This window comes from Mesorhizobium sp. M1A.F.Ca.IN.020.04.1.1 (assembly GCF_003997315.1).
Classification (GTDB): domain Bacteria; phylum Pseudomonadota; class Alphaproteobacteria; order Rhizobiales; family Rhizobiaceae; genus Mesorhizobium.
In genome coordinates this window covers 1-25,112 of the sequence record NZ_RZSN01000053.1, presented here as the reverse complement: position 1 = coordinate 25,112, position 25,112 = coordinate 1, and the positions used below count along the sequence as shown (strand labels likewise).

At 59.7% G+C, this 25,112-nt stretch carries 22 protein-coding genes; 8 read left to right on the top strand and 14 right to left on the bottom strand.

Annotation, left to right across the window (positions count from 1 at the left end; all coding sequences use genetic code 11):
- The 8 genes from EOA49_RS13480 to EOA49_RS13450 all read right to left on the bottom strand — a co-directional run bounded on the left by EOA49_RS13480 (position 1) and on the right by EOA49_RS13450 (position 14,169).
- Positions 1–6,225, bottom strand: a complete 6,225-nt coding sequence (locus tag EOA49_RS13480; RefSeq protein WP_127243187.1) for a calcium-binding protein — start codon at positions 6,223–6,225, stop codon at positions 1–3.
- A gap of 21 nt (positions 6,226–6,246) precedes the next feature.
- Entirely contained in the window at positions 6,247–6,873 is a 627-nt protein-coding gene (locus tag EOA49_RS13475; RefSeq protein ID WP_127242128.1) for a DUF1629 domain-containing protein, read from the bottom strand.
- A 1,859-nt stretch (positions 6,874–8,732) separates the two neighbouring features.
- Positions 8,733–8,996, bottom strand: a complete 264-nt coding sequence (locus EOA49_RS33485) for a hypothetical protein (protein ID WP_245460637.1) — start codon at positions 8,994–8,996, stop codon at positions 8,733–8,735.
- 600 nt (positions 8,997–9,596) lie between these two features.
- Positions 9,597–9,842 (bottom strand): hypothetical protein, encoded by a 246-nt coding sequence (locus EOA49_RS13465; RefSeq protein ID WP_067000612.1) that lies wholly within the window; start codon positions 9,840–9,842, stop codon positions 9,597–9,599.
- A gap of 98 nt (positions 9,843–9,940) precedes the next feature.
- Positions 9,941–10,345: a hypothetical protein gene (locus EOA49_RS33480; RefSeq protein ID WP_245460636.1), complete on the bottom strand. Its 405-nt coding sequence runs from the start codon at positions 10,343–10,345 to the stop codon at positions 9,941–9,943.
- Positions 10,342–11,409 carry a winged helix-turn-helix domain-containing protein gene (locus EOA49_RS13460; protein WP_245460635.1) on the bottom strand — a complete coding sequence of 356 codons (1,068 nt, stop codon included), beginning with the start codon at positions 11,407–11,409 and terminating at the stop codon, positions 10,342–10,344. Before EOA49_RS13460 ends, EOA49_RS33480 begins: the two co-directional genes overlap by 4 nt.
- Before the next feature lie 173 nt (positions 11,410–11,582).
- Positions 11,583–13,538, bottom strand: a complete 1,956-nt coding sequence (locus tag EOA49_RS13455) for an HWE histidine kinase domain-containing protein (protein WP_245460633.1) — start codon at positions 13,536–13,538, stop codon at positions 11,583–11,585.
- 403 nt (positions 13,539–13,941) lie between these two features.
- A complete protein-coding gene (locus tag EOA49_RS13450) occupies positions 13,942–14,169 on the bottom strand; it encodes a hypothetical protein (protein WP_067329935.1) in 228 nt (75 codons plus the stop codon).
- 155 nt (positions 14,170–14,324) lie between these two features.
- Between EOA49_RS13450 and EOA49_RS13445 the strand changes: the two genes are divergently transcribed.
- On the top strand, positions 14,325–14,693 hold the full coding sequence (locus tag EOA49_RS13445) for a hypothetical protein (protein WP_067329933.1): 369 nt from the start codon (positions 14,325–14,327) through the stop codon (positions 14,691–14,693).
- A 266-nt stretch (positions 14,694–14,959) separates the two neighbouring features.
- On the top strand, positions 14,960–15,853 hold the full coding sequence (locus EOA49_RS13440; RefSeq protein WP_067329930.1) for a lipid kinase: 894 nt from the start codon (positions 14,960–14,962) through the stop codon (positions 15,851–15,853).
- 10 nt (positions 15,854–15,863) lie between these two features.
- Here EOA49_RS13440 and EOA49_RS13435 read toward each other — a convergent pair whose 3' ends face one another.
- Genes EOA49_RS13435 through EOA49_RS13425 form a run of 3 tightly spaced genes read right to left on the bottom strand, consistent with a single transcriptional unit; the run spans position 15,864 to position 17,159 of the window.
- Positions 15,864–16,088, bottom strand: a complete 225-nt coding sequence (locus tag EOA49_RS13435; protein WP_067329928.1) for a hypothetical protein — start codon at positions 16,086–16,088, stop codon at positions 15,864–15,866.
- 44 nt (positions 16,089–16,132) lie between these two features.
- Positions 16,133–16,648 carry a metallophosphoesterase gene (locus EOA49_RS13430; RefSeq protein ID WP_067329925.1) on the bottom strand — a complete coding sequence of 172 codons (516 nt, stop codon included), beginning with the start codon at positions 16,646–16,648 and terminating at the stop codon, positions 16,133–16,135.
- A 46-nt stretch (positions 16,649–16,694) separates the two neighbouring features.
- A complete protein-coding gene (locus EOA49_RS13425) occupies positions 16,695–17,159 on the bottom strand; it encodes a hypothetical protein (RefSeq protein ID WP_067329922.1) in 465 nt (154 codons plus the stop codon).
- A gap of 101 nt (positions 17,160–17,260) precedes the next feature.
- Between EOA49_RS13425 and EOA49_RS13420 the strand changes: the two genes are divergently transcribed.
- Both EOA49_RS13420 and EOA49_RS13415 read left to right on the top strand, forming a co-directional pair.
- Positions 17,261–17,524, top strand: coding sequence for a hypothetical protein (locus EOA49_RS13420; RefSeq protein WP_095801247.1), 264 nt, complete (start codon positions 17,261–17,263; stop codon positions 17,522–17,524).
- 997 nt (positions 17,525–18,521) lie between these two features.
- On the top strand, positions 18,522–18,755 hold the full coding sequence (locus EOA49_RS13415) for a hypothetical protein (protein ID WP_067329916.1): 234 nt from the start codon (positions 18,522–18,524) through the stop codon (positions 18,753–18,755).
- Between the two features lie 109 nt (positions 18,756–18,864).
- On the opposite strand, the gene EOA49_RS13410 is transcribed toward EOA49_RS13415, so the two are convergent.
- Entirely contained in the window at positions 18,865–20,298 is a 1,434-nt protein-coding gene (locus EOA49_RS13410; protein WP_095801246.1) for an aldehyde dehydrogenase family protein, read from the bottom strand.
- 122 nt (positions 20,299–20,420) lie between these two features.
- Positions 20,421–20,918 (bottom strand): GAF domain-containing protein, encoded by a 498-nt coding sequence (locus tag EOA49_RS13405; RefSeq protein WP_067000588.1) that lies wholly within the window; start codon positions 20,916–20,918, stop codon positions 20,421–20,423.
- 191 nt (positions 20,919–21,109) lie between these two features.
- Between EOA49_RS13405 and EOA49_RS13400 the strand changes: the two genes are divergently transcribed.
- Positions 21,110–22,006 (top strand): GlxA family transcriptional regulator, encoded by an 897-nt coding sequence (locus tag EOA49_RS13400; RefSeq protein WP_245460638.1) that lies wholly within the window; start codon positions 21,110–21,112, stop codon positions 22,004–22,006.
- Positions 22,007–22,008: 2 nt separating this feature from the next.
- On the opposite strand, the gene EOA49_RS13395 is transcribed toward EOA49_RS13400, so the two are convergent.
- The gene (locus EOA49_RS13395) at positions 22,009–22,356 is read right to left on the bottom strand and encodes a hypothetical protein (RefSeq protein ID WP_067329908.1); all 348 of its coding nucleotides are present in this window, start codon (positions 22,354–22,356) and stop codon (positions 22,009–22,011) included.
- Positions 22,357–22,554: 198 nt separating this feature from the next.
- Here EOA49_RS13395 and EOA49_RS13390 point away from each other — a divergent pair, with 198 nt between their 5' ends.
- Genes EOA49_RS13390 through EOA49_RS13380 form a run of 3 tightly spaced genes read left to right on the top strand, consistent with a single transcriptional unit; the run spans position 22,555 to position 24,850 of the window.
- A complete protein-coding gene (locus tag EOA49_RS13390) occupies positions 22,555–23,850 on the top strand; it encodes a Xaa-Pro peptidase family protein (RefSeq protein ID WP_095801245.1) in 1,296 nt (431 codons plus the stop codon).
- Positions 23,847–24,176: a hypothetical protein gene (locus tag EOA49_RS13385; protein ID WP_127241462.1), complete on the top strand. Its 330-nt coding sequence runs from the start codon at positions 23,847–23,849 to the stop codon at positions 24,174–24,176. The genes EOA49_RS13390 and EOA49_RS13385 overlap by 4 nt, the downstream gene beginning before the upstream one ends.
- Positions 24,173–24,850 carry an isochorismatase family protein gene (locus EOA49_RS13380; protein WP_127241461.1) on the top strand — a complete coding sequence of 226 codons (678 nt, stop codon included), beginning with the start codon at positions 24,173–24,175 and terminating at the stop codon, positions 24,848–24,850. The genes EOA49_RS13385 and EOA49_RS13380 overlap by 4 nt, the downstream gene beginning before the upstream one ends.
- Positions 24,851–25,112: the final 262 nt, after the last annotated feature.

The following is a 25,112-nucleotide window of genomic DNA, read 5'->3' as shown; positions in this document are numbered from 1 at the left end:
TCAAGCGGCGACGAACTGGAAGTCGTCCTGATGCAGGTTCGACATCGCAAAATTCTTCAACGTCAGAACGTTACCGGCGTCCCGCGTGATAACAGTGTCTGAGCCAACCTGTGTCGCCGCGGCCAGCACGGCGGCGAAGTCGGCGAAGACATTGGTTGTAAAGTCGATGACGTCCTCTGACCCTGCTCCTGCGGTGAAGTCGGTGATTGTATCGTTGCCGAAGCTTGCCTGGAAGATGAACGTGTCGCTGTCCGCTCCGCCGCTCAACGTGTCGTTGCCTGCTCCGCCATTCAGCACATCGACCTCACCAAATCCGTATAGCGCCTCCTTTGAGCTGCCACCGGTGAGCGTGTCGTGGCCTGCGCCGCCGACGATTGGCAGACCGCCGGTCAGGCTGATCGTGGTACCGTCGCCATAGACCAGCGTCTCGACCTGGTAGGAGGTGGACGCCCAGTAGTACTGGTTGACAAGCCTGATCTGGTCGCCGCTGACGCCGTCGCTGATCAGAAGGTCGGATCCCGAGACGTTGAAGGTCACGTTGGCCGCCGTCAGTCCGGCGCCGAGTTGAATGGTGTCGGTGCCACCGCCGGTATCGTAGACAGTGTCCGAGCCGTCGCCGGCGTTGAACACATAGGTGTCATTGCCGGAGCCGCCGTCGAGAGTGTCATTGCCCGCTCCACCGGTCAGCGTGTCGTTGCCGCCATTGCCGTTGAGCGTATCGACGCCTGCGTTGCCGGTCAGCGTGTCGCCGAAGCTGGTGCCGTTGAGCGTGTCGTTGCCGGCGCCGCCGAAGATCGGCAGGCCACCGGTCAGGCTGATCGAAGTGCCGTCGCCATAGATCAGCGTCTCGACCTGGTAGGACGTCGAGTAGACATAGTACTGGTACGCCAGCTTGATCTGGTCACCGGCGCCATAGGTGATCAGCAGATCGTTGCCCGAGACGTTGAAGGTGACGTTGGCAGCGGTCAGCCCGGCGCCGAGTTGGATCGTGTCGGTGCCGCCATTCTCGTTGATCGTGTCGGAACCATCGCCTGAGTTGAACACAAAGGTGTCGTTCCCGCTGCCGCCGTTGAGCGCGTCGACCCCGAGTCCACCATTGAGTGTGTCGCTGCCAGCATTGCCATTGAGCGTATCGGTGCCCGCGCCGCCGGTCAGTGTGTCGGCGAAAGCAGTGCCGTTGAGCGTGTCGTTGCCGGTTCCGCCGACGATTGGCAGCCCACCGGCCAGGCTGATCGAAGTGCCGTCGCCATAGATCAGCGTCTCGACCTGGTAGGACGTCGAGTAGACATAGTACTGGTACGCCAGCTTGATCTGGTCACCGGCGCCATAGGTGATTAGCAAATCGTTGCCCGAGACGTTGAAGGTGACGTTGGCAGCGGTCAGCCCGGCGCCGAGTTGGATCGTGTCGGTGCCGCCATTCTCGCTGATCGTGTCGAAACCATCGCCTGAGTTGAACACATAGGTGTCGTTCCCGCTGCCGCCGTTGAGCGCGTCGTTGCCGATGCCGCCATTGAGTGTGTCGATGCCGTCGTCGCCATTGAGCGTATCGGTGCCCGCCCCGCCGGTCAGTGTATCGCCAAACCTCGTGCCGTTGAGCGTGTCGTTGCCGGCGCCGCCGAAGATCGGCAGGCCACCGGTCAGGCTGATCGAAGTGCCGTCGCCATAGATCAGCGTCTCGACCTGGTAGGAGGTGGAGTAGGCATAATACTGGTAAGCCAGCCTGATCTGGTCGCCGGCGCCGTAGGTGATCAGCAGATCGTTGCCGGAGACGTTGAAGGTCACGTTGGCAGCCGTCACACCGGCACCCAACTGGATTGTATCGGCGCCACCGTTCTCGTTGATCGTATCGGTCCCATCGGCGGCGTTGAAAATATAGACGTCGTTGCCGCTGCCGCCGTTGAGCGCGTCGATCCCGATGCCGCCGGTCAAGGAGTCATTGCCCGCACCGCCGTTAAGCGCGTCGTTGCCAATGTCACCAACGATCGTGTCGGCGCCGTCGCTGCCATTGAGCGTGTCGTTGCCCACGGCACCGATCAATGTGTCGGCAAAGTTGGTGCCGTTGAGGATATCATCTGCGGCACCGCCAACGATCGGCAGGCCGCCGGTTAGGCTGATCGAAGTGCCGTCGCCATAGACCAGGGTCTCGACTTGATTGGAGGTCGAGTAGACGTAATGCTGGTATGCCAGCCTGATCTGGTCGCCGGCGCCGTAGGTGATCAACAGGTCGTTGCCGGAGATGTTGAAGGTCACGTTGGCGGCGGTCAGCTCAGCGCCGAGCTGGATGTTGTCGGCAGCCCCGCTGCTGTCGTTGATCGTGTCGGAGCCGTCGCCGGGGTTGAAGACATAGGTATCGTTGCCGCTGCCGCCATTGAGCGCATCATTGTCGACGCCGCCGCTGAGCGTGTCATTGCCATCGCTGCCATTGAGCGTGTCGGTGCCCGCCAAGCCATATAGCATCTCATTTCCGTTGCTCCCGTTCAGCGTGTCGTTACCGGCGCCGCCGACGATCGGCAGACCGCCGGTCAGGCTGATCGAGGTGCCGTCGCCATAGACCAGGGTCTCGACCTGATAGGAAGTCGAGTAGGCATAATACTGGTATGTCAGCCTGATCTGGTCGCCGGCGCCGTAGGTGATCACCAGGTCGTTGCCGGAGACGTTGAACGTTACGTTGGCGGCCGTCAGCCCGGCGCCCAACTGGATGGTGTCAGCGCCGCCGCTCTCGTTGATCGTGTCGATACCATCGCCGGAATTGAAGACAAAGGTGTCGTTGCCGCTGCCGCCACTGAGCGTGTCGGTGCCGGCACCGCCGTTGAGCGTGTCGTTGCCGTCGCTGCCATTCAGCGTGTCGGTGCCCGCAGCGCCGGTCAGCGTGTCGGCGAAGTTGGTGCCGTTGAGGGTGTCGTTGCCGGCACCGCCGACGATCGGCAGACCGCCGGTCAGGCTGATCGAGGTGCCATCGCCATAGACCAGCGTCTCAATCTGCGATGACGTGGAACCCCAGGAATATTGATACATGATCCTGATCTGATCACCGCTGATGCCATCGCTGATCAGCAGGTCATTGCCGGAGACGTTGAAGGTCACGTTCGCGGCAGTGAGCCCGACGCCTAGAATGAGCCAGTCGCTCCCGCTGCTGTCGCCGATTGTATCGGAGCCATCGCCGGAGTTGAACACATAGGTGTCGTTGCGGGCGCCGCCGTTGAGTGCGTCGTTGCCGATGCCGCCAATGAGCGTATCGTTGCCGTTGCTGCCTGCCAGAGTATCGTTTCCGCCGTAGGCCTCGATGACAGCAGCGGCAGTGGCATTCAAAGTCTCTCCATCATCCGTTCCATCGACCTCTGCAAGATCGAATGCGTTCAAAATAGTTGATCTATCAATGTCGCTGAAGAAATTTATTATCACTGCCGGTAGGATCGGTATTTCCTTTCTGAATACCGCAAGCAACGCGACCGCATCTGAATCTGATCCCAAGTTTTCGCCGCGAAATTTTTCGATGACCTGTAGCGCCAAGCGACCGAAGTCCCCATCTATTTGAGCGGTCAGAGGATTGACAAAAATATTCATGAACGGAGCCAGCGCACCAAGGTCTGCCTCGGATCCTTCTCGTGCGATGATCGACCAAGCCGCCTGCGCAAGGAAGCGAGCGGTGTAATAGTCCTTCACCTCCGAATACGATTCCATTAAGGCCACTGCGTTCTGCGCGGTTGGTTCACCAACCATGACCGAGCTGGGGGCCAGGAAGTTTCCTGCGACACTGTAGTCCTGGCCCATGATCTTTTGCAGAAAGGCCAGTGCTGGCGCGGGCAATATTGAAGTCGGATCGGGAGGAGGTTGATTTCCCAGGTCGCTTAGGGACAGCACAGCCCGCCTTCCACCTGTTCCACCTCCTCCGCCAAAGGTAATGGTCGGCAACGTGGCATTCAGCATTACACCGCTGAGGTTGCCGCTGAAGAGCGGAGGTAGAGCCAGATTATTGGCCGCCAGCCACTCCTGGAGTTTCGCAGGGTCCACGCTTTCCATCGAGAACACGTACCCCTTGGGTTGGGGCGGGGTGGGCCCACTGCCAGGCGCGACGATGTGTACCTCAAGGTATTCGGCCAACTCATTGGCGTCATAGGCGAAGTTTACATAAAGATTTTCCACGTCCCCCATCCAACGGACGCCTTCGACACCGGCCCAATCGAACAGAAGATCGTCCATGCCGGCCAGGAATTCGTCAAAGTCGCCGCCACGGGCGGTCTCGATCGCAGCCTCGGCCTCCGCTTTCAGGGAGTCGTCCTGTGTCATGGCGGCCCAGAGGCCAGGGACGTCCCCATAGCCGGCGAGTTTCGGCAGGCTGTATACGTCAGCGTCGTATGCGAAGTTCTCCGGCAGTACGTAACGGCTTTGAAACTGTGAAAGTGTGAAAGCGACCTCTGCCGATTGTGTTTCGGCGCCGTCGCTCCAGGTGACATGGCTCGTGCTGAGAATCCGATTGCCGCTTGGCGTTGCAGTCGAAGGGGAAGTCTCAAGACTGAGAGCCGTAATGCCGTAGTCCGTCAGGGAACGAAGTTCATCCGGCGACGACGAACCATCGCCGTTAGCATCGCGCCATACCTGCAGGGAGAGAAATGCGGCATCGCTGGCATCGATGACGTTGTCGCCATTACCGTCGAGATGGCTGAGTTCCTCGAATCCTTGCGAGTTCTGCGAGCCGAACAATTCGGCAATATCATCAACGCGTCCGTTTCCATTCTCGTCCAAGACCAATAGGCCGTCATCCGGTCGAACCCAGCCTGTCAGTTCTGCGAAGCCATCGCCATCGAGGTCGAAATAGGCCGTTGATGTGTCAAAGGCTGTCAGTTCGATTCCATCCCTGTCCAGATCGATGACGAGCGGATCGCGAGGAGGTGGATTGAACAGTCTTGCGAGATCAGCGTACCAACCGGGAAGATCGTCGCGAACCTCAAGATCCGTCAAGATCTTGTCGAGTAGTTGCGCGCCGTTGGAAACAGCGTCGATGACGCCGGCAACCGCCCAGGCAGTTGCGACGACGGCTGCGGCGGCCACGGAGATTTCGCCCACGACAGCGATTACCACGGTTATCGCCATTGCACTGAGAACCGCCGATATGCCGTAGTTGACAATCACCTCCGTCAGATCGCTCCAATCCCCGGTCCGGCGGCCGGTTTTGATGGCGTCATATGCTAAGTTGAGAAACTCAACCGTGTCGCCAAGGAGACCCCCGCCCACCCCGACAAGTGTGCTGTTATGAATTGCTGCCATCCGATTAATGGTAGCCTGGTCGAAGTGAGACAGATCGTTCGGCAGCATGTCAGAGGGGACACTGGACAACAGATCCGAGAACTTCGAAATGGCTTCCATTGCGTTGTTAAATAGATCAACGTCAAGATTATTGGCCTCTAGTGCGACAAAGTTTGAAATATGGTACGAGAGGATTTCATTTAGCTTCGATTGTACCCCAAAACTATTCCTAACTTCAAAATTCGCGGCAATGCTGATCTGTGTTATGGCCGTGCTCGCCTTGAGCATACCTGCCAGATCATCGTGGTATCCTCCTGATTGATCCAAACCAAGCTGAACCGCAGAAATCTGAGACAATTTAGCGTCGTATTGATCGGTATTTAGGTATCCCTTCTGAAAAGAAAGCGTGACAAATGAGCTTATCGAATTGAGTCGCGCCTGCAGATTATGGTCCTCTCCATCTGTTATCGTCCTGCTCAGCCCGCTGATGTGTGCTTGCAATGAGGTGGCACTGACGGCCAAGTTATCATAAGCGTCGGCGAGAGTGTCCGCATAGACCGCAGTGCCCGCTACGCCCAAAGTCTGGCCTTCGAAGGTGACAAGCCCCTGACTGACTTGTGTCGCGAAGTAATGGAGTTTGTATACTTCCGATATCTTCTGATCATTTGTCAGATTAGATTCAAGAACTTCAAAAATACTGCGGGTGAGAAACTCGGTATAGCCCGGGTGATCGCCTGTGTGAATTACGCTGCCAAAACCGCTGTCGTAGTAGACATTGCTTCCGTCTGCATTCGTGAGCGCCCGCACATAGGCCGCAACTTCGGGGTCGCTGAAGAGCGCAATCTCGTTGCCAGCCATATCCATTGTGAAGTTAGTGCCAGTTACAGCAAGTAACTGCTGCAGAGATTCTGCAATTCGTGGGTCATCAAACAATTTTGTTGGAAAAATATGGTGTATCTGGAACGCAAAAGGTATCGCCATGACATGCCCCCTTGGACGATATCAGTCAGTTTCAACAATACGGCAGGTGCGAAAACCGAAAACTCTTCCCATTTTTGCCGCCCGTAGTGCTTGGGTTAGCCGGTCGCTCAGAAAGAAAATGCGGATCAAGGGCGGACTTACCCACAGATCAGGGCCATCGAGCGCAGCCGGGCTGACCGCCACATCATCGTCGGGAAGATAGGATCGCACGAGTAGTTTCCCGGATCCGAGTTTAGTGACCTCTCGTGAAGACTCAGCCAGAAAAGCATCTTTGCGCTCGCCGATATTGAGGCAAAAATACTCGCCCTCCACAGGCGTCTTGCGGTCATGCTGGAGGAGCTTGATCGGATAGAGCGAGGAATGACCGAGATCGAATTGCCGCAGCACATCGGCACAGGCCGCCGAAATCACCACCGCGCCTGCGGCAAGAACTAGATCCTCCTGCTTGCCTTCTTTCTTGTCCGGATACTTGGCGAATATCTCCTTCGGGAAATGATCGGCCGACATCCGTTCGCCGGTTTCGTTCAACTCCGCCATCTGACCGAGACGCATTCCGGTCGGCAAAGGATCCGCCGTGAACCCTTTGATCCGCGTCGAGTCCATGAAGGCGCGACTGGCCCAGACTCTTGGGCTATGAAGCTTCGTCATCGTGGCAATATCTCCCTGACCTATGTCTTCGCACCTACGCATAGCTCAATCCTGAATACGGCCAAGGCAAAATTACTACCGCGCAGCCCACAGCGAGGCGCAGATTGGATGCTAGGTTTCAGAGGATCGCGCGAAAACCGCACTATCCTTGGGATCAGGCATGTCGGGTATGGCTCAGCAGCACTATCTGCCGGTACAATTTGCCTCCAAACGAGTTCTATGGTTCGCCGCAGATACCTGCGAACTATGATCCACGAGATGGCGAACGGCCCATCGCGTTAGCGCAGCAAGACCTAGCGTCAAGCGCCGCGCCAGACGCTATGAAACTTCGCCGCCTCAGTTTGGTCGCAGATGTCGCCCCTCCACCCCACAATCAAACCGGTAACATATTCGTGATCGCTTGTTAAGTGTTTTGTGAAAGGAAAGAGCCGAAGTCATCTTTTCTTTTGGAATGGCACGAAGAGCATACACAGTTATATACTGATTCCATATATTACTTATCGCTAATTTCACGTTGACAAGCGTTGACTTCCCTCGCAATTTCTCTTGAAGAACCTCGGAGTACCTATAACAACGTTTCTTGACGGTTGGCCTTCACAAGCCAGATGTGATGAGATTGCGAAAAACGGCAGCCAGTAATATCGAACAACTTGCCGCGCCCCCCAATCGTGCTTGTTGAAGAGCACCCGTACAAGCAGAACTAGAGTGATCGTTCTGCTTGGAGAGTGGCAGGGTCGATGTCACCCGTGGGGCACTTCTTGCTTGCCGGGTCCAATGACCCGGCACTGCAACGATCTAGGAATTCTAGGAGTATGTGAGATACCGTTGGAAACGCTCGCGGCCACCACGGATAGACGGAGCCTTAGTCCCGATCCTATCAAGGCGAACCTTCCAATTGTGTTCCTGAGGGGGCGGACGATCATCGCAGACACAATCGACGCGCTGCGTCAGTCGGACCCACGCCGCCGCGCAACTTCAGCTTCTAAACACTTAGGAGTGCCACCCAACTTGGCGAGGCACTATGGAATCCGTCCCACGTTCAAGATGGCTTGCAAGGCAGGACTCTCTTCTACCCCGGCTCCTCGCTCTCACTGCCGATATAAGCACCCGCAATTCCGGCTGAGGCGCGACCAAGAAAGTTCGAAAAGCTTCCATGAACCCCAGCCAACGAAATATCCAAGCAGAACAATGCCTTAGATGAAAACATGGTCTCCGGACCGTGGTTACATCACATTTGCAACACGCTCTCACCTAAGCCCTTGTTTTCCGTGCATTGCAAAACATTCCCGCTCACACGGAATGGCCGTGATGTTCTCGGCACGTTCTTGATTTAGCAGGCACTAACGGGTCTGTGAATCCTGTTACATACGCTCCTGGCGCGTCGGCCTAGCTTGTGCAGCGGTGAAGGGAGTGCCCTGATGCTTGTGAACCTTCCTATGCTTATGAACCTTCCTCTTGTCGTAGCTGGTCCCGTTGTCGATTGGTTTGGTCGCCGAGCCGATCAGAGGGCGCTATTGAAGGCAACTGACGATCTGAGCGACTCACCGGACGACATGCTCAGCGACATGGGGATTTCCCGCGACGACATCGAGACCGCGCGCTGGCGGTCCAGCCGGAGAGTGAGCTGACAGAAAGCCCGGAAGCCGGATGCTAGCCCTGCTCCGCTGCACATCGCCATCGCTCCCATGCGAAGCGCCCGCTGCGTTGCCGCAGCGAGCGCTCCAGTGGTCCCCGCATCCCTCGCAGCCAAGACGGTACGCCTCGGTAAGTGGGATCATAAGCGCGCCCTAGTTGAAGCGCTGCATATTCAGATTGCGTGACATTTCTGCCACTAGAGACAGGAAGGCCGGAGCCGGCATTCAACCGTAATGGAACTTCGGCTTTGGCTCGGTGCCCTTGAATTCAACGCCTACGCGATCACTCTTGCGCCATCGAACAACAGTCCTGTAGGCGATCCCATCAACTGGTACGCAAAGCAGGCATTTATGGTCTGGCCCGAGCCGTTTCACCAGTGCGGCAACGTCCAATACCGCCGACCGCCGGCAAGTGAGGCAATAGACAGAAAGACCCGTCCCGGCCTCCAGCTTTTTGCCGAGTGTGTCTTCCGTGAAGGGAAATTTCATTGTCATGGCGATCCTCGCAAATTGGGGTCGCCGCACCGGTGAGGATTATTCCTGATCGCCAGGGCGATTGCCAAAGAGGTTACGCGATCACACCATGTCCTTTTGAGGTAGAAATTAGCTATCTTGCATATGCGGCGGACCACTAGTCGCTAGGCCGGCGCCGGGCTCTCAGGCAATTCTCCCCCACGAGAAAAGGCGCCGGTCACCTTAGCCCGCCGCTGGGTGTGGGGGCACACCGAGCGCAGGGCCACGAGCGGGCCGATGATCAGGATCAGCAGCGCCAACAAGATGAACCGTGTAGGGCCGGCTGAGGGCAATGCGGACGAGTGCAATCATGAAACAATGCCTGAGGCGAACCAATGACGCGTGTAGGTCGCCTCAACCCTTCAGGTTTTCTTACTCACACCATTCGGCAACCGAACCTTTGCCTGGGCCGGTTCAGTGTAGATGGCACCAGGCGAAAGGGCCTTGAGCTATCAGGATCAGCAGCAGGAAAGGCTCTCTTCCGCTGCCGTCTTTCCCCCACACTCATCAAACTACCAGTTCCGGCTTCGCTCCGACCGGGCGCGTTCCTGCCGCTGGAGGATGAGCGCACGACTCCTAGCCGTTGAAGGCGGGCAACGGCTGCGAAACGGTGAGACTTGCGGAATATACCGGCCTGCCGGCTTCGTCATGAACGGCAACGGTCACAGTCTCATCCAAGTCGCTTGAGGCGATTTCGTCTGCGGCGATATCGTGAAGCGCCTTCAGCGCTTCTCGTCGCAGGTCGGTGAGGTTGCCGAGGTCGACCCAAGCATCGCCGAGGCTTTGCCCATTTCGGAAGACTTCGAACAGATAGTTCGGCATGCATTATTGTGGGCCGCACGAGGTGCACCCGCATTCAAATTTGAGATGGGAAAGCATCTACCCCTCCGAGTGTGAAAATAGCCTTCCCTGGGGTGCGCTCAGGCGGGAAAACCGGCCTTTCTGAAGCCTGATGTGAAAAGCCCGAGGGCGACATGGTCGGCGAACGGGAGATTTGAAATCAGCCGGAGAGTCAGGTCGTGTTTCCTGGTCAGTGCTTCCTCGACTTCAGCGCGCGCCTTCTCCGCCTCGCCTAAATGTGCGTACGACGCTGCGAGGAAGGCATGGACGAAGAACTGGTCGCCAGCCTTCTGATACGAACCGACGGCTTCCGAGTACCTTCCAAGCAGGAACAGGGAGCTACCCTTCACCTCCCAGAACCACATCGGTGGTACCGGGTCGCGCAGGAGCGCTGTTTCGAGCACGTTGAGCGCCGCCTCGGCCCGTCCGCCGTAGTTGAGCCAGCTTGCGTAATCCCCCGCTATGTTCACGTCCAGCGGGTTCAACGAGCGCGCTCGCTCGAAATGCACTCCCGCATCGCTGTGTTGGCGCATGTGGGTAAGCACCAGCCCCATGCTCTGATGACAGACGCCATCGCTCCTGTCGAGAGCGAGCGCCGTTCGAGCGGCGTCCCAGGCCTTCTGTAGCGTCCGCAGATCGTTGTCGTACCAAAATCTGCCGACGAGGGCCTGCGCCAGGAAGGCGTGACCTTGAGCGAATGCCGAATCGAGCTTGATACACTGCGCGAAGAGGGGTCGGCCTTGTCCAGTTCATATCGGTAGAAGTGCGCGCGCCCCTGCAGGTAGTAGTCGTATGCGTCCCAATCGGTCGGACGCTTGCGTCTGCTGCGGCTCGCAGAATCGGCCTCCGCTTGGCCTTCGACCATCGAGGCGATAAGAGCCGCAACCTCGTCTTGCAATGCGAAGATGTCGTTGAGGGCCCGGTCGTACCGTTGGGCCCAAAGGTGGGTACCGGTGGCGGCATCAATCAATTGTGTGGTGATCCGAATGCGATCACCGAGCTTTCGTATGCTGCCTGCGACGAGGTAGCGAACTCCGAGCTTGCGGTGGGCTTCGGCAGTGTCCAATGCGGGGTGACGGAACTGAAACGATGAATTGCGTGCGATGACGAGCAGGGAGCGGAACCTGGCCAGCTCCGTAATTATGTCCTCGGTTATGCCGTCGCTGAGATACTGCTGGTCCGGATCGCCGCCCGAGTTGACAAAGGGCAGCACCGCGATCGACGGCTTGCCGGGCGGTGGGATCGCTCCGTAGGACGCGCTCGCCACCGGCTCGACAGCCCCCGTGAAGCGGTACCCGAGGCGAGGCACTGTGGCGATCCACTCACCGCCGTTATCAGCCGGACCGAGTGCCTTTCTCAGCGTCGCGATTTGGACGGTAAGGTTGCCTTCCTCAACGGCGGTGCCCGGCCAGGCAGCGTCCATCAGCTCGGCCTTCGTCAGGATCTCACCGGGCCGTGCGGTAAGGGCAGCAAGCAGCGTCAGCCCACGATGCCCAACAGTGATCGGGATCTGGTCTTTAAGAAGCGTCCCCATGTCGGGATCGAGCACGAACGGACCGAAGGCGATGCGACACCGCTGCATTTGGGCATATTAGACGTTTGGAAGTTGTCGGAACAGGCACCCCCTAAATTCCCGGGCCAAACTCTCCATTCTTCCTAGGTGGTAGTGCTGAAAGACGTCGCGGGTCTCGTCGCCGTCTGGTGTTTGCGTCGGCACTTACGCTACTTGCTGCGGTCCAATCCCACCTTAAAAATGCAACGCAGCCCGGAGCGATCGTAGACCAGCTCAACCCCGCCCGTTCTTTCGCTGTCGAACACTCGCTGCAGGAGTTGCGTACCAAAGCCGTGTTTGCCAGGCACGACCGGCGGGCCGCCTTCCTCGCACCATTCCAGGACCAGAATTCGGCCCTCATCGACGTATTCCAACCGCCACGAGATCGAGACCGATCCGGTAGGATTGGAGAGCGCCCCATATTTGATGGCGTTCGTGGTAAGTTCATGAATGGCCAGCGCGAAGGAAAGCGCCACGTTCGAGGGCAACCAAACCGGCTCGCCTGTGAGATCGAACCGATCGAGAGAGGCATGCGGGTCGATCGAGGCGGCAATGAGCGTGCTGAGATCGGCACCGCTCCAATTCTCCCGGGTGAGGATATCATGCGCTTGTGCCAGCGAAACCAGCCGGGCCGAAAGCGCCTCCTTTGCGAGCGCGAGGCTGGTTGCGCTGCGCATGGTCTGGCTTGCGATTGCCTGAACTACGGCCAGCGTGTTCTTGACCCGGTGGTTTAGTTCATTGATCAACAGTTGGCGCTGCTCCTCACTCCGTTTGCGCTCGGAGATGTCGAGGCTGATCTGGACAGCGCCTATTACCGAGCCTGCCGCATCGCGGACGGGCCGCGCGCTGGAAAGCAGGTAACGTTGCACCCCGGATGGCAGCGTATAGGCGAATTCCTCACTGTCAGTTTCCTCGCCGCGCATGGCTCTGCTCAGCGGACGGTCTTCCCGGCTGATGGTCTGGCCGTCTTTGTACGCCAGCGTTTCGATCACCAAGTCGGGCGTCCCAAAGGATCTCCGGGACTCCGTCGATAGGCCCATCAGTTCCGCCGCGAACCGGTTGCGGATCACCTGTCGCGCTTGCGGATCATAGGTGAACCAGACCGCCACCGGCGCCGTATCCAGAACGGTTTCCAACTCGCGCGTGCGTTCCGCGATTGCACGGCCGGCTTTGATCATGGCTTGGGCAATCGTGTCGAACTCGGCGACAGACGTCGACATAGGTTTGACCTCGCTCCCTTTGCCGAGCGCATCGGCGCGCGCGGCGAGGTCGACTGTCGCCTTGGTGAAGGTTTTACCGACCACGTAGCCCAGAGTGAGCGAAAAAAGCAGCGCAGTTAGGCCTGTTGCGCCAATCTGTGCGAGAGACCACCAGAGAGGTGCCTGAACATCAGAAAGCGGAACATTGGCGGTGTAGAACCAGTCCGAATAGGGCGATCGATAGTACCCGGCCAGCAGCGTGGTGCCTTCGAAATTGCGAGATCGGAACGTACCGGAGCGGCCGACGACCTTTGCTAAATATTCCGGCAAACCGGGCTTGCCGGTCACCTCACCATGCAACTTGGACCTTGCAACGTAGTTGCCCTCACGATCACCGACAGCGACCGTCCACCCCGCTGGGACCGCGGGCAGCATAGCAAGGCGAATGCGTTCCGTCGGGACCGACATCGAAAGCAGCAACGACTGGCCTTTCGAGCCCGACACTTGTCTGGTGACCGCGATCCGGTATGCGTTCGATCGCGGCGCGGCGAACACGTTGCTGACCAGCACGCCAGCAAGATCCAGGTGCTCGCGCTCCTCGGGCGTCAGCGGTTCGGCCGAAGGCTCGGAGCCCTTGGCGGATTGAGTGCTTGCCAAGGCGCGGCCACCGAGATCACGCAGCGTGATTACCTGATCCGTACCCTGGACGAGGCGGCTCGCCTCGTTGCTAAAAGCCTGCAGATCATCATTGGCGAGAGCAGGCGACTTGGAGAGCCCTTCCAGAAGGGTCTTGAGATTGACGAGTTCGCCATCAACGACCAGCGACACCTGACGAGCAATCCAAAGCGCCTCCTGCTCGATACGAGACTGCTCATGCAGGGCGTAGGCAACGAACAGATAGGCAGCAAACAGCCAGACCGGCAACACGGCCGCTGCGATTAGTCCAAGCAGATGGGCTCGTACCGATCGACGAGGCAAATCTGTTTCCCTGTCTTCCCCAATACTGCAAGCTTAGCCGCAAGCTGGCGAACGACAAGCTTAGATTAACACTGCTGAACATGGCCAAGCTCGAAGGCCGCTTGGCGCCAGACAATGCGGCTAAGCGAAAATCACTGAGTTGCAAAGAGTCCCGCCCGAGGGGTGGACAGAGGAGCCACGCGGGAACCAGAGCTTGGTTTTGCCGTCATTTCCGGCTCGGCGGGCCAGCGTATCTCGTCGCCTTTCATTCGAGGGACGAAAAGGTGGCGTAACCCTCGTCCGGCAAGACGGTACGCCTCCCTAGATGGATAATAAGCGCGCCCGAGCGCGGGGTCAGCCCGAGCGGTCTGCGCTACAGCGAACGCGATACCGTCGGGATGGCGGCAAGACTGACAATTGCCGGCTTGGTCTTGCATGCGCCGCTGCGCTGAACCAACAGGAGTTTTCTGGATTGCTCGACCAGTCTGGAGCTCTTGGCAACCATCACTCGCGTCTGGTCGATCAGCTCTAGATAGCGCATCTCCTGCTGGCGGAGTTGGATCAGCAAGCGGCGACGATTTTCCCTCTTCATTGCCTTCATCAGATTCCCTTCTCATCATCCGACCGGCACCGACAAGCTTGAGCAGACTGCGGCCTTGCTGCATGTAAGCGGGCAAGAAACTCGCTGCATTAACCTTTGTGATTTGCGCCTCAAAACCACAACGGAACGACGCGGGGGATTTCGCGTTGTGGGCAATGCTTCTCCACGACCACATCAGCATGGCGCGGCGCCACGTCCGACAGGGCGAGCGGCACATCGCACGTCAGCACGAGCGGATTGCCTGCCTCAGAACCAGCAGGCTGCCGATCGAGGATGCATTGAGGCTCCTGAGCCTGTTGGAAGAGGTTCACGCATTGCAGCGGCAGCACCTGTCGCGACTGCTATCGAAATCGGCCGGTAAAGCAGTCTCGGAGCTTTCGGCCGAGACGCAAGTGGTGGCGGGCCGGAATGACGTGATTGCGATTCCCGAGCCCATTATCGGGCTCGGGCTGGAGCTGGAGCAAGCGCTTAAAGAAATCTTGAGCGAGTCGGCCGCCAAACCTTCCAAGGACAAACTTCACTAGCCAAGGCGGCTCTCTCGCTCCTCGGGAGTCCTACTGCAAAAAGCGGATCGCTTCAGCCCGCCTTCTCAAGAAAGCGCTTCGCCATAGCCAATGTGGACCTTTTGCCCGCGAATTATCCGACGCCGCAGGCGCGCTACGCTCTCCGTCGCTTAGAAACCGCGCGCCATAGGCGGGGCAGGTGTGACGTTTCGCGTCGGTTTGCGGTCGAAATCCGGAAGCAGCCACCCTATTTGCGTTGAGCCATGATCAGTCGGACCGATCTTTGAATGAGCGAAGCAGCCAAAAGGCGCGCGTTGCTGCTCCTCAATCCCAAGGCTCGGCGCGGCCAGGAGATGCTCGCGCCAATTGTGGAGCGGCTGGGGCGAGGTCGGCTTTCCGTCACCGTTGAGATGTTCGAGGCGTTGCCTGAAATCGCTCGAGACATCGTTCGCTTACGCCATATGGCCGATCTTGTGGTCGTGTGCGGTGGCGATGGTTCGGTGTCCTCGGCGGCGACGGCGATCATGGAAAGCGGCCTGCCGATGGGCATCATTCCTATGGGGACGGCGAATGACCTTGCTCGTACGCTCAACATTCCGATGGATCTCCTGCAGGCCGCCGATGTGATCGCGCGAGGCCGAACCCGACTGATCGATGTCGGGACGGTCAACGGTCATGCCTTTTTCAATGTCGCAAGTATCGGACTCAGCACCGAACTGGCGCAGGGTCTTGACCCCGCACTGAAGAAGCGCTTCGGCAGGCTGGGCTATGCGCTGGCGGCGATGAAAGTGTTGACCCGGGCCGCGCGGTTTCACGCGAAGATTACCGAGAAAGGCGCGGCGATCGAGGTGGAAACCTACCAGATCGCGGTTGGAAACGGTCGGCACTACGGCGGCGGCAACGTCGTGGAAGAAACGGCCGAGATCGATGACGGACATCTCGATCTCTATAGCTTGGAAATGACGAACCTCTGGAAGCTGGCGCTGATGCTCCGCTCTTTCCGTTCTGGAACGCATGGCGCATGGCGTGAGGTGCGCACGGCCAGGTGCGTCGAGTTCGACATCGAGACGCGGAAGGCGATGCCGGTCAACACCGATGGCGAGATCGTCACGTCGACACCGGCCCATTTCAAGGTTCACCCAAAGGCGATCTCGGTCTTCGCGCCGGATCGCGCCGTGTGAGCGCCCCGTCTTACGGTTTGATCAGTTTCCAGTGCCTCGCCTTGCGCTCGATCAGCGGCAGAGCACGAATGTGCTCGCCGTTGAGGAGAGAAGGTCGAAAGCGACGAAGGCGAGCCTGGGCGTTCCAGGTCATGCGCGAATGGATGGCATGGAAGTTCGGCCGTCCGTCGGGATCCCGCGTGATCATCTCGCCGTCGATGATGAAGGACTCGGGTGTTCGGTTAGCGCGGTCCAAAAGAACGGCCGCCCCTGATGCTCTCGCTGGCCGGCTGACCTACTTTAAGCTAGCGAAGCTTGCGCCCGGGCACCGCCTTTTTGGATCAATGCTGGAAGCGGGACCGGCCGAAAGTTCCAAGCATCTACGCCAACGTCGTACTGGCGTGGAAGCGGCTTAAGCTTCCCATGCGAGTGACCGTGCAAATTGATCGACTTCTTGCCCATCTGATTCCAGGTGCGGAACGGATAGTGGCACAGGATGAGAAGCACCCCATTGAACCTGAGTTCCGCGTAATGCTGAATACTGGCCCATCCGTCGGCGGCGGTCGTTTCGTCTGGGTCATTGTTGCCGATGATCAGGTTCTTGCGCCCATTGAGGCGCGACAGAAGTGCCTCCCCGCCTGCTTTGCCGTGGCGCGCGAAGTCGCCAAGATGCCAGACCTCGTCGTCAGGCGTGACGGTCTCGTTCCAGAAAGAGATCAGCGCTTCGTCATGTTCGGCAAGCGATGCGAAAGGCCGCCGGTCAATCCGCAGGATGCGGGCATCATTGAAATGCGTGTCGCTCGTAAAAAATAGCATCAGGGCATGCCGGCAATGCAGATCGAAACCCACCCTGGGCCTAAGGCTAGCAGCCTTCGGCCCTTAGGGATCTTACCATTCGCACAATGATCCGATCATAAGGCGTTTTCTCCGATCTGCTGTAGTTGATCGTGAAAAGCGCGGCGCGGTCATCACAGACCCTGATGGCGCGAACATATCGGATCTCGCCGTTGTTGATCCCTGAATAGCTGGCCCAGGTCGAGGTCAGGCGCCGGTACGTCAACTTCCAGCCGGCCTTTTCGTCTTCCAGCATGCGATGCTCGATCTCGGCCCGAAAGCTGGCTCTTCCAAGTCTGGCGCCCCACACGGCAAGAAACGCGTCTTGTTCGCCTTGGAATGCAGCACCCTGATCCGAATGCTGGGTGAGGACGAAACCAGGCGGAACATCGAATGTGAAGCCCAGTTGCCGGACCCCAAACGGCTGCCACTCCTGGGCCTGAAGAGAGGCGGTGCAAAAAAGAAAAGTAAATATACTGAACGCAACCCGCATCGGCTTGATTTAGCGCCGCTTCATAGGGCGTCCAGATCAGTTGGGGGCCCCCCGGCCCACCATCTGGTGATCTATCGCAGAGCTGCAGCGGCGTTCGGGCCATGATCTCGACGGACAAGCCTGGCTTGGCGCAAGTGTGTCGCCGGACTTTGCGGGAAGCTGCCGTGGACCCGCAACCGTCGATGCGGCACACCAAGCTAACTCGAAGCCTGAACCGGCCGCCGTTCAGGCCCGAGCGGAAAAACTGGGGCGCAGGTCTGCTTCAGGAAAAGCTGGGCGTATACGTCCCGTTCTTCGACTGTGATACCTTGCTCGCGAGTCAATTGCTTGAAGGCTTCTCGCAACTGATCGAGGTCGAACGCTGAAATGTGTTTGGAGGTAGTCATTGCGCACCTGGGTGATGTTCCACTCATTTCTTGGCAGCTCGCGAGAGGCCTTGCGAAGGCTTGGCTTCCTGTCGGGTTCGCTTGCGCTGCTGTCTCCCAACGCGACGGCAATAGCCGACGCCACGTCGCACCGAACTGCGTTCAGCGAGGCTTGTTCCGCTGAACGGCTTGTCTTCTTTCTAATATTAGCAAAGTCTTTATGAAGGTCCCGCCGGCCCATGACTCGTTAACCATGGCAAAGGGCTTGAGCATTGGGCGACGAAGTGCATCGATGCAATCATCATTCAGGATGACGGCCGGGCCGGTCTGTCGACCCCATCACCATCCCTACTCGATCCCAACGCCCCCCGAAAACAAGGCCAAAGACATGGTGGATCTTATCTGGGAGCTGGCAGCGTTTGCTGGTGATAGGGAACGGGTAGACCAGCGGACTATTAACTCCGCCGGTCCTGGTTCGAATCCAGATTTGCAGCTAGAACTTCGTGTGAGAATTCAATTGCTTGGGATATGTCGTTTGCCGGCATCGCTGTCCGCGAGCTTCCCATACGACGATATATTAGCGAATTAACGAATCGTAGACCGCGCTGTCCTATTCTGGGACAGCGCGGACACTACCCATCGGCCGCGCAGGCGGCTCCGGCTTTCAGGCAACCCTACCCCTGGCCGGAGCCGCCACCTTTTACATACCAGCAAGGGTTGAATCAACCCTTACCAAGCATCCTTACTGTTGCATTTTGCCGATCGTTAGATTTTGAAATGTCGAGGATGTTAGCCGTACCGCGCGGGGATGATCTGCCTCCGCCGCATCCGATAGCATCCGGGAATCCGCCCCAAAGGCTTCGCCGATCATATTAGCGATCAACGATGTATTAACGACTAAGGCGCAGCCTTGCCGGATCGGGGACGAGAACCGCCCCCTGATCGACGATCCGGCGCTTTATGTGCCGAGACGTTCGACCGATGCGGAGCCAAACGCATGAGTGTCGAAACAGCGCTGGCGCAGCTGTTGCGCATGCTTCACCGTCGAGCCTTGAACCTGGCGGCGTTGCCGGACGATGAAAGACTTGCTCATTACGACCTCATCCGCCGCTCGTGCTGCGGAGCAGCCGAGCAAATCGGCCAGAGCCCCGACAATGCCGCCATCACGGCAAACAGCGTGGTCGAATTCACCCGCGCCATGGTGGGCATCATCGAGGCAAGGCGCGGGTAAGAAGGCGGCGAGGAAGAGCTGATCGGCTGTCGCGGCAAGCGGCTCATGGCAAATGGCGAAGCCGAGATCGCGCCCTTTCCCTATCTGCCTGCGCCGGCCTCTGCTCCGCCTACTCCGCCGCCGCGTATCCCGCGATGCCCTTGATCTCCAGAAAATCCTCGAGACCGTATTCGGCATATTCGCGGCCGTTGCCGGACTGCTTGTAGCCGCCGAAGGGCAGGCCGGCGTCCCACGTCGGATAGTTGATATAGACGTTGCCGGAGCGCATGCGGGCCGCGGCCTGGCGCGCCTTCTCGATGTCCTTGGCCTGGATGTAGGAGGCGAGGCCGAAGACGGTGTCGTTGGCCAGCTCGATCGCCTGCTCGACCGTGTCGTAAGGCATGATCGACAGCACCGGCCCGAAGATTTCTTCGCGCGCGATGCGCATGTCGTGCGTCACGTTGGCGAAGACGGTCGGGCGGACATAGTAGCCGCGGTTGAGCTCGGCCGGACGGCCGGGGCCGCCAGCGATCAGGGTCGCGCCTTCGTCGATGCCGCTCTGGATCAGGTCTTGAATCTTGTCGAACTGCAGCTGGCTTACCACCGGGCCGAGCTTCGTTCCCGGCGCGTCGGCCGGCCCGACGGTGAGTTTCTCCGCCGCCGTCCTGGCATAGCCGGCGGCCTCGTCATGCCGGTCGCGCGGCACGAACATGCGGGTCGGCGCGTTGCAGGACTGGCCGCTATTGCCAAAGCAGCCGGCCACGCCCTTGGTCACCGCCCTTTGCAGATCGACGTCGGGGAACAGGATGTTGGCGGATTTACCGCCGAGCTCCTGATGCACACGCTTCACCGTGTCGGCGGCCGCCTTGGCGACGAGGATGCCGGCCCGCGTCGAGCCGGTGAAGGACATCATGTCGACATCCGGATGGCTGGCCAAAGCCTGCCCGACAGTTGGGCCATCGCCGTTGACCAGGTTGAAGACGCCCTTCGGCACACCGGCCTCGTCCATGATCTCTGCGAAGATGATGGCGTCGAGCGGCGCGATCTCCGACGGCTTCAGCACCATGGTGCAGCCGGCGGCGAGCGCCGGGCCGACCTTGCAGGTGATCTGGTTGAGCGGCCAGTTCCAGGGCGTGATCAGGCCGACGACGCCGATCGGCTCCTTGACGATCAGCGAGGAGCCTTTGACATGGCGAAACTGGAAGGTCTTCAGCACCTCGGCCATCTTCTCCAGATGCGCCTGGCCGACGCCGACCTGGCTGTCCAGCGCCATCTGGCGCGGCGCGCCCATCTCGCGCGAGACGGCGAGCGCAAGGTCCTTGCTGCGCTTCTTGTAGACCTCGATGACGCGGTTGAGGATGTCGAGGCGCTCCTCGACTTCACTGAAGCCGAAAGTAGCGAAGGCGCGCCTGGCGGCAGCGACCGCCTTGTCGACATCGGCCTTGGTGCCCAGCGAGATCTGCGCGAAGGCGTCTTCGTTCGACGGATCGATGACGTCGAAATTGTTCGGCACCACCGGATCGACCCACACGCCTTCGATATAGAACTGCAGATTGTGCGACATATCTTCTCCCTTCGGCGCGCTTGGCGAGCGTCATATTCCGCCAGAGATAACGACGCGCGTATGGCAACGCAAGACAGGGTCGTTGAGCCAGCGGCGGAGCCGTACCGCAGTCCGCTAAGAGTTCAGTCCTCAAAGGAACTGGCGGCCACATAGATCGCGGCAAGCTTCTCGATGCCGGCCTGGTCTTCCTTGTCGAAGCGGCCTGGCAGCGGGCTGTCGAGATCGAGCACGCCGAAGATGCCTTCGTCGTCGCGCAAGAGCACGACCAGTTCCGAGCGCGAGTCGGCATCGCAGGCGATGTGGCCGGGAAAATCGTGCACGTCCTTGATCAGCATCGACATATCGAGATCGACCGCCGTGCCGCAGACGCCCTTGCCGACCGCTATGCGCACGCAGGCCGGCTTGCCCTGGAAGGGGCCGAGCACCAGCTCTTCGTCGGATTGAAGGAAATAGAAACCCGCCCAGTTGAGGTCGGGCACCATCTGGTAGATGAGCGCCGAGGTGTTGGCGGCGTTGGCGATCGAGTCTCGCTCGCCTTCCAGCAGCGCTTTCAATTGCCTGGCCAGCTCATCGTAGAAGGCCGGCTTGTTGCTCGTGTCGAGGGCCGTTGCCGCAAACATCCTGGTCGTTTCTCCGTTGCTAAGGCGCTGAAGCGCCCGCTACAGTTTGGCCTTATCTGCCACCAATGCTGCGCGCGGGAAATACACAAGTCGTGAGCGCCATTCTCGCCAACCGAAAACGCGACCGCGCGCAGCCGGAGGCAGGCGAGACCCCGCTCACCTTTGCGGTGCTGGTCTTTCCCGGCTTTCCGATGATGGCGTTTTCTTCTGTCATCGAGCCGCTGCGCGGCGCCAACATTCTTGCGAAGCGCGACTGCTACCGATGGGTGATCGTCGGCGCGGATCAGGGCACGGTCGAAGCCTCCAACGGCGTCGTCATCCAGCCCGGCTTCTCGGCCGCCAACGCACCGAAGGTCGATCGCATCGTCGTCTGCTCGGGCGGCGATGCCGACCATGTCGTGGCCGACGAGGCGATGAGCTGGATCCGCAAAAGCCTGCGCGGTGGCGCGCATATCGGCGCGGTGGCGGATGCGGCGTTCTTCCTCGCCCGCGCCGGCCTGCTCGACGGCCATGCCTGCACCTTGCACTGGACCAGCCAGGCCGCTTTCACCGAGGCGTTTCCCGACATCGAGCTCAGGCGCGATCTCTTCGTCATCGACCGCAAGCGTTTTACCTCGGCCGGCGGCGTCGGCAGCCTCGACATGATGCTGGAGATCATCACGCGCGACTACGGCGCCGAGCTTGCCGCTGGTGTCGCGGAATGGTTCGTGCACTCTCCCCTGCGGTCGAGCGTCGACCGCAAGCTGATGCCGCTGCGCCTGCGCACCGGGGTGCAGAACGAGCTGGTGCTGTCGGCGATCGCCATCATGGAGGACGCGGTCGAGGAACGGCTCGGCATGGCGGAGCTGGCTGAGCGGCTTGGGGTCTCGCCCGACAAGCTCGAGCGCAATTTCCGCGCCGAGCTGGATATCTCGCCGAACGGCTATTACCGGCGGCTCAGGCTGAAGCGCGCCGCCGATCTGCTGGCGCATTCGACGCTGAGGGTGCGCGATGTTGCGCTGGCCTGCGGTTTTGCTTCGATGTCGAGTTTCGCGCGGGCTTTCAAGGAGGAGCATGGGCAGGCGCCGAAGGCGATGCGGCGGCGGTAGGATCAGAGTTCAACGTCCGGTTTGCCAGTTTCCGACCGGACTTTGACAGGCGGCGATTTCTCGGCGGCGACGTTGGGCCTTGCCTCTTCATAGGTCGCCGCGACATCCCAGATCACCCCTTGGCGATTGGAAGAAGGCGGAAGGTCCAATGTCGGGAATGCTTTGTTGATTTTGTTGATAGCCCAAACCAATCCGACGATAATGCCGAAATATGCCGCCAGACATGCGAGCATGGTTGTGTTGCCAAAATCGTCGGCCAGCCAATGCAGAATCGGCTGAATATAGGCCAGAAGGCAGAAGCTGAAAAAAAGCAGGATGTATAAGGGGCCAAGCGCTATTCGATAATCCACGGTGTGGTCCGCAATACCAGATTATTCAGCGACTTTACCACAAAGTCTCAAAGCTGATGAGGCATCGAGCAGAATTTTAGCGGTTGCAGTTCCACACGGCCAGCGGCATCCGGCACAGCATGAGCGGCTTTCCGCACAATACCTTCTCCCCTCCTGCGCCATGGTCGGCATTTACAACCTACTCAAGGCCAGGCACCCATGAGCATCGTCGTTTTCGATCCCGACAGCACCGAGGATGTGGACTTCAAGGACCGCATGCGCCATCCGGCCGCGGCCGATCCCGCCGGCGGCATGTGGCTCTCCGACACCGAGCCGTCCTTCATCGACGCTGACGCTCTGCGCAAGGGGCGGCTCGCCAAACTGCGCGCCTGGATGCGCGAGGCGGGCTATGGCGGCGTCGTGCTGTTCGACCCCTATAACCAGCGCTACGCCACCGGCTCGCGCAACATGTTCGGCTATTTCCTGCGCAATTCGACCCGCTACTTCTTCATCCCGACCGATGGGCCAATCGTGCTGTTCGAATATCCGCAGAGCTACCATGTCTCGATGGTGCTCGACACGATCGACGAGGCGCGTCCTTCCAAGCTCGTCTGGTCCTCCGTCTCCGGTCGCGACGACGAGACGGCGGGGCCGTTCGCCGACGAGATCACCGAGCTTCTGAAGAGGCATGGCGGCGGCTCGATGAAGCTCGGCCTCGACCGCTGCAGCCATCTGCAGGCGGTGGCTCTGGAAAAGCGCGGCTGCGAGGTGAAGGACTGCCAGGGCGAGATTCTTGCCGTGCGCGCGGTGAAAACGCCGGAGGAGGTGAGATGCCTGCAGGCTTCCATGGCCGGAGCCGAAGCCGCGGTGGCCGCCGTGCGCGAGGCGATCAAGCCCGGCGTTTCCGAAAACGAGCTCTTCGCCATTATGTATCACGAGGTGATCCGCCAGGGCGGCGAGTTCATCGAGACCCGGCTGCTGACTTCAGGACAGCGCACCAATCCGTGGTTCAACGAGGCGAGCGGCCGCAAGATCAGGCCGGGCGAGCTGGTCGCGCTCGATACCGACACCATCGGCTGCTACGGCTATTATTCCGACTTCTCGCGCACCTTCCGCTGCGGCCCGGGCAAGCCGACGCCCTACCAGAAATCGCTCTACCGCATGGCGCACGACCAGGTGCAGCACAACATTTCCATCGTGAAACCCGGCATGGCCTTCCGCGAGATCGCCGAGAGGGCCTGGAAAATCCCGGACCGCTTCGTCGACCAGCGCTATACCTCGGTCATGCACGGCGTCGGCATGCATGGCGAGACGCCCTTCATCGCCCACGCGATGGATTACGAGACGTACGGCCGCGACGGCATGATCGTGCCGGGCATGGTGGTGAGCGTCGAAAGCTATATCGGCGAGAAAGGCGGCCGCGAGGGCGTCAAGCTGGAGGACGAGATTCTCATTACCGAAACGGGGACCGAGCTGCTTTCGCGGTTTCCTTATGAGGATGAGTTTCTGGAATGAGCGGTTTGATGCCGATACGCTGTGTTGGCGCCGCCCATACGTTGTCGCAGGCGTTCGAGATTGGCCGCAGCACTCATGTCGTCGTCATCCTCGGGCGAAGCAAGGTGCGAAGCGACGCGGCGCAGACCCTAGGATCCATTCCGTTACGTCCGAGCGCCGCAACGGTGCAGAATTCTGTTGGGCCGCACTCTTCGGTCAAGGTAACGGAATGGATTCCAGGGTCTTCGCGACGCCGCTTCGCGGCTGCTTCGCGCTGGAATGACGAAGCTGATACGCTGCGGCACATTCCGACGCGCCGCCGCACCCCTTTGAGAGCATCCGCATGAAATCCCCCATTTCCATCCGGCGCGGCACGGTGGCCGCGGTGTTCATCGATCTCCAGGAGGAGCATCGCAAGGACAAACGCTATCTGGTCGAGGGCTTTGCCGACATCCTCGCCAACGTCGAACGCCTGCAGGAGGCGGCGCGGCGCAATTTCGTGCCGCTCTATCATTGGGCCTATATCGTCGACCTCGCCGAGGCGCGGCCGTTCCATCCGCTCGACGAGAGCGGCAAGTCGGCCTTCTCCGACAAGGACGATCCGCTGACGGCGATCTGCCATGAAGTGGCGCCGCAAAACGGCGAAGCCACTCTGGTCAAGCAGGAAGCCAGCGTCTTCGGCAGGAACGATTTTGGCGACAAGCTCGAAGCAGCCGGCATCGAATGGCTGGTGATTGCCGGCGTGTGGACCGAAGCCTGCATCGACGCCACGGTGAAGGACGCGGTGGCGCACGGTTTTCGCGTGCTCCTGGTCAAGGATGCCTGCGGCAGCGGCAGCAGCGCCATGCACCAGACCGGCATCCTCAACCTCGCCAACCGCCTCTATGGCGGCGCCGTGACCAACACGCTCGACGCTTGCCGGCTGATGGCAGGCGACACGGTGAGCGTGTGGCAGGTCGAGGGATCGGTGCCGCTGCGCTTCACCTTCGAGAATGCGGCGCAACTTTACGCAGAGCTCTGACCGCGAAGACCGGAGACCCAGCCGCCCGGCAAGGCGCAGCAATTATGCGCGTCAGCCAACTTTAGCCTGCGGAACAGCGCACAAGAATTGCGGAAAACCAAACATTTCGTCGCGGAAAGCGGACCTATGATCCCCTCGCAGGCAACGGCGCCCAGCGGCCGTATCCGCCTCCGCGCCTGACGGCAGGGGGGCGCCCCTGGATTTCGTGCAGGTCGTTGCCGCCAAAAGCCGCCGCGCGGGCGACCTGCACCAACAATAGAGG

Coding starts and splice junctions, on each gene's coding strand:
- EOA49_RS13480 (WP_127243187.1), bottom strand. CDS start 6,225: ATGGCGATACCTTTTGCGTTCCAGATACACCATATTTTTCCAACAAAA.
- EOA49_RS13475 (WP_127242128.1), bottom strand. CDS start 6,873: ATGACGAAGCTTCATAGCCCAAGAGTCTGGGCCAGTCGCGCCTTCATG.
- EOA49_RS33485 (WP_245460637.1), bottom strand. CDS start 8,996: ATGAAATTTCCCTTCACGGAAGACACACTCGGCAAAAAGCTGGAGGCC.
- EOA49_RS13465 (WP_067000612.1), bottom strand. CDS start 9,842: ATGCCGAACTATCTGTTCGAAGTCTTCCGAAATGGGCAAAGCCTCGGC.
- EOA49_RS13450 (WP_067329935.1), bottom strand. CDS start 14,169: ATGAAGGCAATGAAGAGGGAAAATCGTCGCCGCTTGCTGATCCAACTC.
- EOA49_RS13445 (WP_067329933.1), top strand. CDS start 14,325: ATGCTTCTCCACGACCACATCAGCATGGCGCGGCGCCACGTCCGACAG.
- EOA49_RS13440 (WP_067329930.1), top strand. CDS start 14,960: ATGAGCGAAGCAGCCAAAAGGCGCGCGTTGCTGCTCCTCAATCCCAAG.
- EOA49_RS13430 (WP_067329925.1), bottom strand. CDS start 16,648: ATGCTATTTTTTACGAGCGACACGCATTTCAATGATGCCCGCATCCTG.
- EOA49_RS13425 (WP_067329922.1), bottom strand. CDS start 17,159: ATGCGGGTTGCGTTCAGTATATTTACTTTTCTTTTTTGCACCGCCTCT.
- EOA49_RS13420 (WP_095801247.1), top strand. CDS start 17,261: ATGATCTCGACGGACAAGCCTGGCTTGGCGCAAGTGTGTCGCCGGACT.
- EOA49_RS13415 (WP_067329916.1), top strand. CDS start 18,522: ATGAGTGTCGAAACAGCGCTGGCGCAGCTGTTGCGCATGCTTCACCGT.
- EOA49_RS13410 (WP_095801246.1), bottom strand. CDS start 20,298: ATGTCGCACAATCTGCAGTTCTATATCGAAGGCGTGTGGGTCGATCCG.
- EOA49_RS13405 (WP_067000588.1), bottom strand. CDS start 20,918: ATGTTTGCGGCAACGGCCCTCGACACGAGCAACAAGCCGGCCTTCTAC.
- EOA49_RS13400 (WP_245460638.1), top strand. CDS start 21,110: ATGATGGCGTTTTCTTCTGTCATCGAGCCGCTGCGCGGCGCCAACATT.
- EOA49_RS13390 (WP_095801245.1), top strand. CDS start 22,555: ATGAGCATCGTCGTTTTCGATCCCGACAGCACCGAGGATGTGGACTTC.
- EOA49_RS13385 (WP_127241462.1), top strand. CDS start 23,847: ATGAGCGGTTTGATGCCGATACGCTGTGTTGGCGCCGCCCATACGTTG.
- EOA49_RS13380 (WP_127241461.1), top strand. CDS start 24,173: ATGAAATCCCCCATTTCCATCCGGCGCGGCACGGTGGCCGCGGTGTTC.